The following is a 12,745-nucleotide window of genomic DNA, read 5'->3' on the forward strand; positions in this document are numbered from 1 at the left end:
AATCCACATCGTCCCCGAACTCCCCAAAACCCGCTCCGGCAAAATCATGCGCCGCCTCCTCCGCGACATCGCCGAAGGCCGCGAACCCGGCGACACCTCCACCCTCGTCGACCCCAACGTCTTCCACGCCATCCGCCAACAGAAGTCGAACTGACAGACAACAGCACCCGCACCTTCCGATACGCCGTAAAACAAACCGGGCGGACCCGTTAGAATGTCGTAAGGAGTGCCGGGAAGTCTGGTCGGCGTGTTGTCTCGTCGACCGAAAGGCGCCCCGTGATCGTTGCGCTCCGCTCCGAACTCGCCCGCTTTCTCCGTACCGAGACCGTCGGTGGCGCGCTGCTGTTGACGGCCGCGGCAATCGCGCTGCTGTGGGCGAATTCGCCGTGGAGCGAGAGTTACTTCGCCTTCTCCGATACCGAACTCCCGATCGCGCCACTGCATTTGGATCTGACCGTCGCGGAATGGGTCGAGGACGGGCTCCTCGCGGTGTTCTTCTTCGTCGCGGGCCTGGAACTCAAGCGTGAATTGGTGGTCGGCGAACTCGCGGATCGCAAGCGGGCCGCTCTGCCGGTCATCGCCGCCGTCGGGGGTGTGATCCTGCCCGCGGTGATCGCCGCGGGCATCGGGTTCGGCGTCGAGGGCATGGAACGCGGATGGGCGATTCCGGTCGCCACCGACATCGCCTTCGCGCTGGCGGTGCTCGCACTGACCGGCTCCCGGATTCCCGCCACCGCGCGGGTGTTCCTGCTGAGCCTGGCGGTCGTCGACGATCTCATCGCCATCGTCCTGATCGCGATCCTGTTCACCACGTCGATCGCGATCGGCTGGCTGCTCGCCGCGGCGGCCTGCTTCCTCGCGTGGGCGCTGGCCCAGCACCGGCGGCTGCGGTCGCCGTTGATCTACGTGCCGCTGGCGCTGGTGGCCTGGTATGCGTTGCACGAGGCGGGAATTCACCCCACCCTGGCCGGTGTGCTGTGCGGACTACTGACCCGGGTGCGGCCCGACGCCGACGAGGACGAGGCGCCCGCGACCCGGCTCGAGCATCTGTTCCAGCCGATCTCCGCGGGGGTGTGCGTGCCGCTGTTCGCGCTGTTCGCCTCCGGTGTCCCGCTGTCGGCCGCGGTGTTCGGCGAACTGTTCACCGAGCGGCTGGCCTTGGCGATCATGGTCGGCCTGCTGGTCGGCAAGACCCTCGGACTGTTCGGCACGAGCTGGGTCGCGATCCGCCTCGGCATCGCCGAACGCCCCGCCGGTCTCGGCAACCGCGACATGTTCGCCCTGTCGGTACTGGGAGCGATCGGCTTCACCGTTAGCCTCTTGGTGGCAGAACTTGCGTTGGCGAATGATGTCGCCGCCGCCGAACTGGCGAAAGCAGCCGTGTTGCTGACGTCAATGGCGGCTTCCCTGATCGGTTCGGCGCTACTGTTGCGACGAGGCCGCGCTCATCAGGCGCGACGGCACGCCCACGTGGCCGCAGCACACGAGTAGAGCCGGACAGCACCGGGGACATGGAGAAGGGTCGAGCATTGAGCTTCACAAACGGCGGTAACGGTAACGACGGGGGCCGCAACCGGAGCATCACCGCTATTCCGCTGTCCGAGGTCGATACGACGAAGAATGCCAGCATCGGTGATCTGGTACGCGATGCCGCCGAGCAGATGTCGACCCTGGTCCGCGCCGAGGTGGCGCTGGCCAAGGCCGAGGTGACCGGCGAGATTCGCAAGGGCCTGCAGGGCAGCGTGTATTTCATCGTGGCGCTGACCATCCTGCTGTTCTCCTCGTTCTTCTTTTTCTTCTTCCTCGCCGAACTACTCGATGTCTGGCTGTATCGGTGGGCGTCGTTCCTGATCGTGTTCGCCCTGATGGTGGTCGCGGTCGCGCTGTTCGGTTTCCTCGGTTATCGGAAGGTGCGCAAATTGCGTGCGCCGGAGAAGACCATCGAGTCGCTCAAGGAGACCCGCACGGTGCTGCCGCACGGCCTCGGCTCGCACGCCGAGCACCCGGCGCTCGACGGCGCCACCTCGACCGATCGGCCGGGCAGGTAGTCCCGGCGACTACGCTGTATCGGCGTGTCGTCTAACCCGAGCCCGGATCCGTCCAGCGTCCGCTACGACGGACCGTGGGCCCATAAGGACGTGCATGCCAACGGCATTCGGTTCCACGTCGTCGAGGCGGAGTCACCGCGGCAGGCCGCCGCGGCGGATCCGCCGCTCGTGGTGCTGCTGCACGGTTTCGGCGACTTCTGGTGGTCGTGGCGGCATCAGCTGACCGGGCTCGCCGAGCAGGACTACCGGGTGGTCGCGGTCGATCTGCGCGGCTACGGCGATTCCGACAAACCACCGCGCGGCTACGACGGCTGGACGCTGGCCGGTGACGTGGCCGGACTGATCCGGGCGCTCGGGCACAGCGAGGCGACGCTGGTCGGGCACGCCGAGGGCGGCCTGGTGTGCTGGGCGACCGCGGTGCTGCATCCTCGGCTGGTGCGCTCCATCGCGCTGGTCGGTTCGCCGCATCCGGTCGCGTTGAAGCAGGCGGTGCTGCGCGATCGGCATCAGCGCGCGGCGTGGCTACCGAACTTCCTGCGTTATCAGCCGCCCCGCTACGGCGAACGGCTGCTGACGGTCAACGACGGGTACGAGGTCGAGCGACTGCTGCGGCAGCGGGCGGGCTCGCGCTGGGCGGGCACCGCGGAATTCGTGGACACCGCCCGCCGGATGCGGCAGGCGATCCGCATCTCCGGCGCCGCGCACTGCGCGCTGGAATATCAGCGCTGGGCCTTCCGCAGCCAATGGCGTCCGGACGGCGCCCGTTTCATGGCGACCATGCGGGAACCGATCCGGGTGCCGGTGCTGTCGCTGCACGGCGGCTCCGACCGGTACATCCTCGATTCGACGCTGCGCCGCGAACACCCTCTCGCGCCCGATCGCCGGGTGGTCGAGATTCCGGACGCAGGCCACTACGCGCACCAGGAGAGCCCGGACGCGGTCACGGCGGAGCTGGCGAAACTACTGGGCTGAGCCTCGACGCCGCAGTTGACTCGGAGTCGGCTCCAGGTTCTACGGTGCTCAACGCCACCTTCGTCGCGAAGAAGGTGTTCGGCGAGCGCGGCCTGCTGCCGGTCTCCGCACCGGAGACCGGCACCGCCTAACTCAGCACGCACTCACCGGTCGGGACCTGCGCGCTCGATGATTCGGCCGAATTCAGTGCGTCGCGAACCTCGTTGAGGGTCAACGCGTAACCCGTGTCCTCGTCGACCACGGCGGCGCCGAAGACCAGGCCCAGCACCTGACCCTTCGTATCCACCAGGGGCCCACCGGAATTGCCCGCCCGCACCCGGCCGCGCACGGTGTAGACCTCACGCTCCACGGTGCCGGTCTTGTAGATGTCAGGCCCGGTCAGCTCCAGGGTCTCGCGCACCCGGGCGGCGCTCGCGGTGTACGGACCGCCGCCGGGATAGCCGAGCACGATGGAACTCTGGCCGGAGGCGCCCGGCTCCGGGGCCGGCGGGATCGCCGGCGCGTTGAGCCCCGGCACGGCGAGCACGGCCACGTCCTTGGACGGGTCGAACAGCACCACGGTCGCGTCCAGCGCGCCGCGCGCGGTGTCGACCTGCACGGTGTTGGTACCGGCGACCACGTGCGCGTTCGTCATGACGCGCTCGGGAGCGATCACGAAACCCGAACCCTCCAGCGCGCGCTGGCAACTCGGCGCGACACCACGGATGCGCAGCACACTGTGCTGCAGATCCAGCGCGACGGGGCTGTCCAGCACGCTCGGGTCCGGCGGCTCGACCGCGGCGATCGGCGCGCGGCCGAACGGGCCGATCACATCCGGCAGGCCGGAGGTGTTGAGCAGCTGGGAGAACTCGTTGGGCAAGCGGCGCAACCAGTTCGGCGCCACCTCGTTCACGTCGGAGAGCACGCGCGAGCCGTTCACCGCGGCCGCGATGGCGGGCTGCGAGGACGACGCCAGCGGCAGCGCCAGCAGCCAGGCGGTCACCAGCACGGCCACCGTCTGCAACGCGGCGCCCACCACGCTGTCGACGCTGCGCGTGAACGGATGCCGCATCCCGCTGCGCGCCGCGCGGCCGAGCACCATCCCGGCCACCTCGCCGATGATCACCAGCGCCACGATCAGCACCACGCCGACCAGCACGCGTTTTCGGCCCTCGCTGATGTGGACCAGGATGTGCGGCGCGATCAGGATGCCGGCCACCGCGCCCAGCACCACGCCGAGGAAGGCCAGGGCGGACGCGACCGCGCCCTGCCGCCACCCCGAGGAGGCGGCGAGCAGCGCGATGATCACGACCGCGATGTCGAGCCAGGCCGACGAACTCATAACGTCATCCCCACTGCCGCGAGCGAGGCCTGCAGATCACGCACATCGTGGTAATCCCATTCCCGCTCCCATCCCGAAACAGCCAGCAGACCGGCCAGCACACCGGCGGTGAAACCCCAGACCAGCATGCCGTCGACGGCGAACGCCGGACCCATGTACCCCAGCGGATGCCGCACGACGAACCGGTTCGCGGGGTCGATCAGCTCCGAGATCGGCACCCGGGTCACCCGCGTCGCCTCCGCCTCGCTGACCACGCCGACCTCGCCGGGTGTGCGCCAGTAGGCGACCACCGGCGTCACGTCGAATCGCGAGGGCGGCACGAAAATAGGGGGTAGCACCGCGATCGGGTCCACACCGGCCGGGTCCACGCCGGTCTCCTCGCGGGCCTCGCGCAGCGCGGTGGCGATCGGGCCGTCGTCCCCGGGCTCGACGCCGCCGCCGGGGAAGGCCACCTGGCCGCTGTGCTCGCGCAGCGTCGCCGCGCGCTGGGTGAGCAGCACGTCGGCGTCGGCGGGTAACCCGCCCGGGGCCTGCGCATCGGGTTCGGGGGCGCCGCCGAACAGCACCAGCACCGCCGCCGACCGCGGTCGCACGGCCGCCGACACCAAACGCCGGGCGGTCCGGTTCAACACCTGGTTGACCCCCGTCGGGTCGGCGGGCTTGCGCTCGACCACACCGCGCAACCAGGCCGGAATCGCGTCGGTCACCAATTCCGGTCTCGCGCCGGGCATCTCGCCTTCGCGGTCGTGCACACTGCCTCCTCCCACCCCGATCCTCATCCTGTCCTCGCGGCGGCCGCGGGGCACACCCGAGCCGCCCGCCACACCGGTACGTCGCGCCGCTCGGACAGTAATCCGCCGGGCCGGGACTCGCCCGGCACGGTCGTCGACGCGACGGCGCGGCGGGTGAGCGTCCGACGCACCGATTCGATCACGACCGGCCGCGCCCGCGCGAACCGAGTAGTTCCGCGCGCCGACGACGCCGCCGGTCCGCTCATGGTGGATCGTCACCGCCGTCGCGGCCTTGCCCGGCCCGGACATCCCGGCCACTCGCGCACCCGGGAACCGCGGCTCGGTCACGCGCCGACTCGCAGTTCACCGGCGACGGTGGCGGCGATGTCGTCCGCGGTGTCGAACGGGCGGACAACCACTTTCGCGATCGAGCCGTCGGACCGAACCAGGACCGACACGGGCAGGACCGCGGGCGCGCCGACCGCCGCGCGGACCCGGCCGTCGCCGTCCTGCACACCCGGCAGGTGGACATCGAGGTCCCGCAATCGAGCCAGCGCCTTGGCCTCGTCGGGGTCGCTGTGCACCGTCACGACGGTGAGCGCGTCGGGCCGGGCGGCGTACTGCCGCAAGGCGGGAAGCTCCCGGGCGCACGGCTCGCACCAGTACGCCCACAGATTCACCAGCGCGGGCCGACCGGCCAGGGCAGCGCCCAGATCGAGCGGCCGCCCGTCCCGCAAGCACGCGACCGTGATTCCCGCCAGCGGACCCGCCGCGGGGGCAGGCGTCGACTGCGCCGGGCACTCGGCGAGCGCCGCGTCGGCACGCTGACCGTCGGACGCCGCCGCGGGACCGCCGCGCACCGCGGTAGCGGTATTCGCGCGGAGGACCCGATGCTCGCGGGGCCACAGCGCCACGGCCAGCGCGACGACCGCGATCAGCAGCACCAGCGCCCAGCGCCACGCCGCCGGTATCGATCTCACCGGCCCACCAGTTCCAGCAGGTGCTCTGCCTCGGGGCCCTTGATCAGTGCGGCGGCGGTCGCGGGATCGGTCGGTCCGGCGCCGAAGGCCGGGCAGTCGTTGGCCAGGACACAGGCGCCACAGGCCGGTTTGCGCGCGTGGCAGACCCGGCGACCGTGGAAGATCACCCGGTGCGAGAGCATCGTCCATTCCTTGCGCTCGATCAGCTCGCCGACGATGTGCTCGACCTTCACCGGATCTTCCTCGGTGGTCCAGCCCCAGCGCCGCACCAGCCGACCGAAGTGGGTGTCCACGGTGATCCCGGGAACGTCGAAAGCGTTGCCCAGGATGACATTCGCGGTCTTGCGGCCGATCCCGGGCAGGCGCACCAGCTCCTCGAGCGTGTGCGGTAGCACGCCCTCGTACCGTTCGGTCAGCGCCTGTCCCAGCCCGATCAGCGACGTGGTCTTGTTGCGGTAGAAGCCCGTCGGGCGGATGTACTCCTCCAGCTCCACGCGGTCGGCCTCGGCGTAGGCACGGGCATCGGGATACCGGGCGAACAGGGCGGGCGTCGTCTGGTTCACCCGGACGTCGGTGCACTGCGCGGAGAGGATCGTGGCGACTGCCAGTTCGAGCGGGGTGGTGAAATCCAACTCACAGTGTGCGTTCGGAAACGCCACCGCGAGCGTCCGATTCATCCGGCGGGCCCGGCGCACCAGACCCACCCGGGTCTCCTTCGCGAACCTGCGTGCCTGCGAGCCACCAGGCTTCTTGCCGCGGACCGGCTTGCCGTCGGCGGCCGCGGCATCCGGATCGAGGGCGGGCGCGGGCGCGGTGGTTCGGGGTTCACGCACGGGTCCACCATACGGAAGCCCACCGACGCGAGTACGCCCGTGAAGACCCGCCGTGTTCCATCTGAGACCTATTCCGTGTTTACTCACGGTTATGCAAGGACTTGCTGTAGTGCTCTTCCCGGTACTGCTGATGCTGTTCGCGCTGTTCATGGAACGCGTCGAAAACCGGCTCCGCAAACTGCTCGAACCGGAAGAAGAGGTCCAGCAGTACCTGGATCGAGCCAGCAACGCAGAGGTCAACGAGCTTGCCAAGCTCGGTGTGCCCGCCGCCGCGGCCCATTCCGGTCGCCGACGCGCCCGTGGCGAAGAACTGGATGTCGCGCAGGCCAGCTGAGGCCGCGCCACTCCCTCCTGCGCACCGTTCACGCGGTGGATCCGGGAACCAATCCGGCGCCGCGTGCGTTTCACAGACCGTTCGTTACGTGGTGTCTGTCACTACGCTGCGCGAACGCAAAGTAGACTGCACTGTCGGCCGAAGCGCTTCGGTCCAGGACAGAGCCAATCCCATAAGGAGCACATTCGTGGACGAGGCCCTCGCCAGAGCAGGCATCTTCCAAGGCGTCGAGCCCACCGCGGTGGCGGCCCTCGCCAAACAGCTTCAGCCCGTGGACTTCCCGCGCGGCCACGTCATCTTCAACGAAGGTGAGCCGGGCGATCGGCTGTATATCATCACGTCGGGCAAGGTGAAGATCGGTCGTCGCTCCCCCGACGGCCGGGAGAACCTGCTGACCATCATGGGCCCGTCGGACATGTTCGGCGAGCTGTCGATCTTCGATCCCGGCCCGCGCACTTCGACCGCCACCACGGTCACCGAGGTCCGCGCCGTGACGATGGACCGCGACGCGCTGAAGTCGTGGATCGACCAGCGTCCGGAGATCGCCGAGCAGTTGCTGCGAGTGCTGGCGCGCCGTCTGCGCCGCACCAACAACAACCTGGCCGACCTGATCTTCACCGACGTCCCCGGTCGGGTGGCGAAGGCGCTGCTGCAGCTGGCGCAGCGGTTCGGCACGCAGGAGGCCGGCGCGCTGCGCGTGACCCACGACCTCACCCAGGAGGAGATCGCCCAGCTGGTGGGCGCCTCTCGCGAGACCGTGAACAAGGCCCTCGCCGACTTCGCGCACCGCGGCTGGCTGCGGCTCGAGGGTAAGAGCGTGCTGATCTCGGACTCGGAGCGGCTGGCCCGCCGGGCCCGCTAGTCCCGGCCGCGCAGATAGGCGAGCTGCGCCTTGACCGAACTGCGCGCCGCCGGCCACAGGCGCTTGTCGACGTCGGCATAGACCTTGGCGACGATCTGCAGGGGTTTGGCATCGGGCCCGAGTTCGGCGAGGGCCTGCCGCACCTGCTCCAGGCGTTCCCGGCGATGCCGGATGTAGTAGTCGATGACCGGCCTCGCCTCGGCGTGGTCCGGGCCGTGCGCCGGTAGCAGGGCCCGGCCGGACGCCACCTCGGCGAGCCGGTCGAGCGAGGCCAGGTAGTCGCCGAGCGCGCCGTCCCGCGATTCCAGCACCGTGGTGCCGCTGCCGAGTACGGTGTCGCCGGTCAGCACGGCGTCGTCGAGCAGGAACGAGACCGAATCCTCGGTGTGGCCCGGGGTGGCGAGCACGGTCAGCCGCAACCCGGCCGCCTCGATCACCTCGCCGTCCGTCAGCGGTGTGTCGGACTCCCGCAAGAACCGGGAGTCGTGTGCCCGCACGGCGGTGCCGGTCAGTTTCACCAGGCGCTCGATGCCGCCGGTGTGATCGTGATGGTGGTGGGTGATCAGCGTCAGCGCGATCTTCCCGTCGGTCTCCCGTGCGATGGCGTCACTGTGCGCCCGATTCTTGGGCCCCGGATCGATCACGACACAGTCGGACCGGCCCGGGGCACGCAGAATCCAGGTGTTGGTGCCCTGCAAGGTCATCTTGTTGGGGTTGTTCGCCAGCAGCACCGAGGCGGTCGGCGTCACCGGTCGCAACTGTTCGTACGCGGGGTGGGTGCGGGTCATGTGCTGTCCTAACGCCCTGTGCTGCAACGAACTTCCGCTGCCAGATACTTATCGCAGCTTACGACCTAACGCACCTCGGCGATCAGCTCCACCTCCACGGGGGTGTTCCTCGGCAGTTCGAACACGCCGACCGCGGAACGAGCGTGCACACCCGCCTCACCGAATACCTCGCCCAGCAGTTCCGAGGCGCCGTTGATCACCAGCGGCTGGTTGTTGAAGCCCGGCGCCGAGGCCACGAAGCCCACGACCTTCACGATCCGCACCACCGCATCGAGGCCGACCAGATCGTGCACGGCCGCCAGCGCGTTCAACGCGCACCACTTGGCCGCCTCCTTGCCCTGCTCCAGGCTCACCTCGGCGCCGACCTTGCCGGACACCGACAGCTCACCGCCGATGAACGGCAGCTGGCCCGAGGTATAGACGTACGAGCCGGTGCGCAACGCCGGAATGTAGGCGCCCGCCGGTGCGGCCACACCGGGCAGTTCCAGGCCGAGCCGGTCGAGGTTCTCCCGCCATCCCATCAGCTCTTGGCTCGCTTCAGGTAGGCGACGTGCTGCTCGCCGGTCGGGCCGGGCAGCACCGTGACCAGCTCCCAGCCGTCGGCGCCCCACTGATCCAGAATCTGCTTGGTCGCATGCGTCAGCAGCGGCACGGTCGCGTATTCCCACACGGTCACATCACTCATGGGGGAGAGCTTATTGGTGATGTGGTGTACCAGACAGCGGGTGGATCCTGTAGCAGCGGTTTCGGGGCGCGCTATAGGCTCGCGGACGTGGGAGTACCGACTGCGGTGCCCGTTTCGACGGAACCGGGGCTGAAATTAGGGTGGCCGGAGCGCGCGGACAAGGCTCGTCTGCACTATGTCTCCGGCAAGGGTGGTACGGGGAAATCCACGGTATCCGCGGCGCTGGCGCTGGCGCTCGCGGCCGGTGGCCGGCGAGTGCTGCTGGTGGAGGTGGAGGGACGGCAATCGATCGCGCAGCTGTTCGATCTGCCGCCGCTGCCGCCGACCGAGACGAAGATCGCGACGGCCGACGGCGGCGGCGAGGTGATGGCGCTGGCGCTCGACATCGAGCACGCCTTCCTCGAGTACCTCGACATGTTCTACAACCTCGGCTTCGCGGGCCGGGCCATGCGGCGGATGGGCGCCATCGAGTTCGTCACGACGATCGCGCCGGGCCTGCGCGACGTGATACTGACCGGCAAGATCAAGGAATGCGCGGTCCGCACCGACAAGTCGGGTAAGGCGCCGGGCCGTCCCGTCTACGACGAGATCGTCATCGACGCGCCCCCGACCGGCCGCATCGCCAGCTTCCTGGACGTCACCAAGGCGATGGCGGAGGTGGCGAAGGGCGGGCCGATCGCCGCGCAGGCCGAGGGCGTCTCCAAGCTGCTGCATTCCGACCAGACCGTCGTGCACCTGGTCACCCTGCTCGAGGCGCTGCCCGTGCAGGAGACCGCCGACGCCGTCGCCGAACTGACCGAGTCGGAATTCCGCGTCGGCACCGTGATCGTGAATCGCGCGACCGAGGGGTATCTGCCCGCGTCGGTGCGCGCGCGGATCGCCGCCGGCGACATCGATGCCGACGCCCTGCGCGCCGGGCTGACCGAGGCCGGAATCACGCTCTCCGACACCGACTTCCAGGGCCTGCTCCGGGAGGCCGTCGAGCATTCGGCCACGCTGCGGGCGCAGGACGACAGCTCCTCCGAACTGGCGAAGGTCGATTTCAGCCGGTTGTACCTCCCGGGCCTGCCGGACGGAATGGATCTGGGCGGGCTGTACGAACTCGCCGAACATCTGAGCGCACAAGGGGTCCGGTGATGAGTCTGCCCGGTACGGTCACACCGCTGGATATCGCGGGCATCATCGACGACCGGTCCACGCGCGTGGTGGTGTGCTGCGGCTCCGGCGGTGTCGGCAAGACCACCACGGCCGCGGCGATCGCGCTGCGGGCGGCCGAGCGCGGCCGAAAAGTGGTGGTGCTGACCATCGACCCGGCCCGCCGCCTGGCGCAGTCGCTGGGGGTGAGCGATCTGGGCAATGTCCCGCAGCGCGTCGAATTGGGCGCGGAGGCGACGGGCGAGCTGCACGCGATGATGCTGAACATGCGCCGCACCTTCGACGAGATGGTGCTCGAGCACACCAGCCCCGAGAAGGCCGAGCAGATCTTCGCCAACCCCTTCTATCAGACCGTGGCCTCCTCCTTCGGCGGGACGCAGGAGTACATGGCGATGGAGAAGCTGGGCCAGCTCGCCGGCAAGAAGAAGTGGGATCTGATCGTCGTGGACACCCCGCCTTCGCGCAACGCCCTGGATTTCCTGGACGCGCCGAAGCGGCTCGGGAACTTCCTCAACGGCAGGATGATTCGCGTCATCATGGCGCCCGGTCGCGGTGTGGGCCGGTTCGTCACGGGCGCGATGAGCCTGGCGGTCCGAGGTGTGTCGACCGTGGTCGGCGGCCAGATGCTCAAGGACGCGTCGCTGTTCCTGCAGTCGCTGGAGTCGATGTTCGGCGGCTTCCAGGACCGGGCCAACCGCACCTACGAGATGCTGTCCCGCCCCGGCACACACTTCCTCGTCGTGGCCGCCGCGGAACCGGACGCCCTACGAGAGGCCTCGTTCTTCGTCGACCGGCTGTCCACCGATCACATGCCGCTGGCCGGGCTGGTGCTCAACCGCACCCACCCGGTGCACAGCTCGCTGTCGGCGGAGACGGCCCTGGCCGCCGCCGACCGCCTGGCCGCCGACCCGGACGCGGACGATCGGGCCGACAGCGATCCGGCCGCGCTGGCCGCGGACGTGCTGCGCATCCACGCGCACCGGGCGACCACCGCCAAGCGCGAGCAGCATCTGCTGCACCGGTTCACCGGCGCGCACCCGCGGGTGCCGATCGTCGCCGTCACCGCGCTGCCGTTCGAGGTGTCGGACCTGGATGCGCTGCGCGCCGTAGGCGATCAGCTGACCGATCCGGGTGCGGCGGCCTGACATCTCGGCCGACCGCGACCGACGATCCTGGGACGGAAACGGTTCGAGCCCGCACTCGCGGGCTCGGACCGAATCACCGTGGGGACTACATTGCCACTTTCTGCTGCCGCTGGGCCCGGAAGAACTCCGCCCAGGACGTCACCTCCGGATGTTGCTTGAGCAGCGCACGCCGCTGCCGCTCGGTCATCCCACCCCACACACCGAACTCCACTCGATTGTCCAGGGCGTCGGCCCCGCACTCCATCAGCACCGGACAGTGCCGGCAGATCGTCGCCGCCTTGCGCTGCGCCGCGCCACGCACGAACAACTGGTCGGGGTCTACTTCCTTGCATCGGGCCTGGGAAACCCAGGCGATTCTCGCTTCGGCCTGCTCCACGTCCAATCGAGCGATGGGGGTAGTCATGTGCATTTGGTGTGCCCCTTTGCAGTCCGAACACCGGGTCAACGGCGCTCCAGAATCGCGTGCGGAGCGCAGCAACCCAACCCCACTGCGTCCCGCACCACATTCCACTTTGAGTGTTAGCTCTATCACACTGGGTTCTCAATCTAGGTAAAGGTATGGCGCCTGCGCAAGACCGTCCCCAGATTTTTTGGTACGCCCGTCCCTGCAATTGCGACAAAGAACCGGGCAGTCTGCCCATTCACCGCGACACGCCCACCCCCACCCCCTAAAGACGCGCCGCCCCCTCCCCAGCGTCTATACCCCTGACACCACCCCCCGCTCCCCAAACGACGAAGCCCACCACCCCCTCACGTAACCCCGCCCCCTCACGTAACCCCCACGGTTTTCGGCGCGTCTACGGGTTTTTGGTTAAGAGGAACAAGAACCAAAAGCGCCGAAAGCCCCCCCCCACACACCCACACAAACGCCGGCACCAAACCCGCCCCCCG

15 protein-coding genes are annotated in these 12,745 nt (G+C 69.1%); 7 read left to right on the forward strand and 8 right to left on the reverse strand.

The window, feature by feature from the left end; translation table 11 throughout:
• The first annotated feature begins 276 nt into the window (after positions 1–276).
• From nhaA to QH470_RS33595, 3 genes are read left to right on the forward strand one after another with little or no spacing between them, the layout of a single operon-like run.
• Positions 277–1,491 carry a Na+/H+ antiporter NhaA gene (gene nhaA / locus QH470_RS33585; RefSeq protein ID WP_280276411.1) on the forward strand — a complete coding sequence of 405 codons (1,215 nt, stop codon included), beginning with the start codon at positions 277–279 and terminating at the stop codon, positions 1,489–1,491.
• Positions 1,492–1,529: 38 nt separating this feature from the next.
• The gene (locus QH470_RS33590; protein ID WP_425302830.1) at positions 1,530–2,048 is read left to right on the forward strand and encodes a phage holin family protein; all 519 of its coding nucleotides are present in this window, start codon (positions 1,530–1,532) and stop codon (positions 2,046–2,048) included.
• Positions 2,049–2,072: 24 nt separating this feature from the next.
• Positions 2,073–3,020: an alpha/beta fold hydrolase gene (locus QH470_RS33595; protein WP_280276413.1), complete on the forward strand. Its 948-nt coding sequence runs from the start codon at positions 2,073–2,075 to the stop codon at positions 3,018–3,020.
• 127 nt (positions 3,021–3,147) lie between these two features.
• On the opposite strand, the gene QH470_RS33600 is transcribed toward QH470_RS33595, so the two are convergent.
• The 4 genes from QH470_RS33600 to nth form a co-directional block, all read right to left on the reverse strand.
• A complete protein-coding gene (locus tag QH470_RS33600) occupies positions 3,148–4,341 on the reverse strand; it encodes a MarP family serine protease (protein WP_280276414.1) in 1,194 nt (397 codons plus the stop codon).
• A complete protein-coding gene (locus QH470_RS33605) occupies positions 4,338–5,072 on the reverse strand; it encodes an NUDIX hydrolase (protein ID WP_280276420.1) in 735 nt (244 codons plus the stop codon). Before QH470_RS33605 ends, QH470_RS33600 begins: the two co-directional genes overlap by 4 nt.
• A 344-nt stretch (positions 5,073–5,416) precedes the next feature.
• Positions 5,417–6,043, reverse strand: coding sequence for a TlpA family protein disulfide reductase (locus tag QH470_RS33610; RefSeq protein WP_280276421.1), 627 nt, complete (start codon positions 6,041–6,043; stop codon positions 5,417–5,419).
• Between the two features lie 5 nt (positions 6,044–6,048).
• The gene (nth, locus tag QH470_RS33615; protein ID WP_280276422.1) at positions 6,049–6,729 is read right to left on the reverse strand and encodes an endonuclease III; all 681 of its coding nucleotides are present in this window, start codon (positions 6,727–6,729) and stop codon (positions 6,049–6,051) included.
• Between the two features lie 247 nt (positions 6,730–6,976).
• Here nth and QH470_RS33620 point away from each other — a divergent pair, with 247 nt between their 5' ends.
• Together QH470_RS33620 and QH470_RS33625 are read left to right on the forward strand one after the other, a co-directional pair.
• Positions 6,977–7,219, forward strand: a complete 243-nt coding sequence (locus QH470_RS33620) for a hypothetical protein (protein WP_280276415.1) — start codon at positions 6,977–6,979, stop codon at positions 7,217–7,219.
• A 187-nt stretch (positions 7,220–7,406) separates the two neighbouring features.
• Positions 7,407–8,081, forward strand: coding sequence for a Crp/Fnr family transcriptional regulator (locus QH470_RS33625; protein ID WP_011206875.1), 675 nt, complete (start codon positions 7,407–7,409; stop codon positions 8,079–8,081).
• Here QH470_RS33625 and QH470_RS33630 read toward each other — a convergent pair.
• From QH470_RS33630 to sp36, 3 genes are all read right to left on the reverse strand, one after another.
• Positions 8,078–8,869, reverse strand: a complete 792-nt coding sequence (locus tag QH470_RS33630; RefSeq protein WP_280276416.1) for an MBL fold metallo-hydrolase — start codon at positions 8,867–8,869, stop codon at positions 8,078–8,080. The two genes, QH470_RS33625 and QH470_RS33630, sit on opposite strands and share 4 nt — an antisense overlap.
• Before the next feature lie 65 nt (positions 8,870–8,934).
• On the reverse strand, positions 8,935–9,390 hold the full coding sequence (locus tag QH470_RS33635) for a RidA family protein (protein ID WP_280276417.1): 456 nt from the start codon (positions 9,388–9,390) through the stop codon (positions 8,935–8,937).
• Positions 9,390–9,554 carry a Sp36 family protein gene (gene sp36, locus QH470_RS33640; protein ID WP_280276418.1) on the reverse strand — a complete coding sequence of 55 codons (165 nt, stop codon included), beginning with the start codon at positions 9,552–9,554 and terminating at the stop codon, positions 9,390–9,392. Before sp36 ends, QH470_RS33635 begins: the two co-directional genes overlap by 1 nt.
• Before the next feature lie 105 nt (positions 9,555–9,659).
• Between sp36 and bagA the strand changes: the two genes are divergently transcribed.
• Positions 9,660–10,691, forward strand: coding sequence for an ATPase BagA (gene bagA / locus QH470_RS33645; RefSeq protein ID WP_280276423.1), 1,032 nt, complete (start codon positions 9,660–9,662; stop codon positions 10,689–10,691).
• A complete protein-coding gene (gene bagB / locus QH470_RS33650; protein ID WP_280276419.1) occupies positions 10,691–11,854 on the forward strand; it encodes an ATPase BagB in 1,164 nt (387 codons plus the stop codon). The genes bagA and bagB overlap by 1 nt, the downstream gene beginning before the upstream one ends.
• Before the next feature lie 85 nt (positions 11,855–11,939).
• Here the strand turns inward: bagB and QH470_RS33655 are convergent, their stop codons facing one another.
• A complete protein-coding gene (locus QH470_RS33655) occupies positions 11,940–12,263 on the reverse strand; it encodes a WhiB family transcriptional regulator (protein ID WP_024800988.1) in 324 nt (107 codons plus the stop codon).
• Positions 12,264–12,745: the final 482 nt, after the last annotated feature.

It is taken from the genome of Nocardia wallacei, assembly GCF_029868745.1.
Classification (GTDB): domain Bacteria; phylum Actinomycetota; class Actinomycetes; order Mycobacteriales; family Mycobacteriaceae; genus Nocardia; species Nocardia wallacei_B.

What these genes read in the sequence shown, in the direction of transcription:
- QH470_RS33600 (WP_280276414.1), bottom strand. Translation starts at nt 4,341, where the DNA reads ATGAGTTCGTCGGCCTGGCTCGACATCGCGGTCGTGATCATCGCGCTG.
- QH470_RS33605 (WP_280276420.1), bottom strand. Translation starts at nt 5,072, where the DNA reads ATGCCCGGCGCGAGACCGGAATTGGTGACCGACGCGATTCCGGCCTGG.
- nth (WP_280276422.1), bottom strand. Translation starts at nt 6,729, where the DNA reads ATGAATCGGACGCTCGCGGTGGCGTTTCCGAACGCACACTGTGAGTTG.
- QH470_RS33620 (WP_280276415.1), top strand. Translation starts at nt 6,977, where the DNA reads ATGCAAGGACTTGCTGTAGTGCTCTTCCCGGTACTGCTGATGCTGTTC.
- QH470_RS33630 (WP_280276416.1), bottom strand. Translation starts at nt 8,869, where the DNA reads ATGACCCGCACCCACCCCGCGTACGAACAGTTGCGACCGGTGACGCCG.
- QH470_RS33635 (WP_280276417.1), bottom strand. Translation starts at nt 9,390, where the DNA reads ATGGGATGGCGGGAGAACCTCGACCGGCTCGGCCTGGAACTGCCCGGT.
- sp36 (WP_280276418.1), bottom strand. Translation starts at nt 9,554, where the DNA reads ATGAGTGATGTGACCGTGTGGGAATACGCGACCGTGCCGCTGCTGACG.
- bagB (WP_280276419.1), top strand. Translation starts at nt 10,691, where the DNA reads ATGAGTCTGCCCGGTACGGTCACACCGCTGGATATCGCGGGCATCATC.
- QH470_RS33655 (WP_024800988.1), bottom strand. Translation starts at nt 12,263, where the DNA reads ATGCACATGACTACCCCCATCGCTCGATTGGACGTGGAGCAGGCCGAA.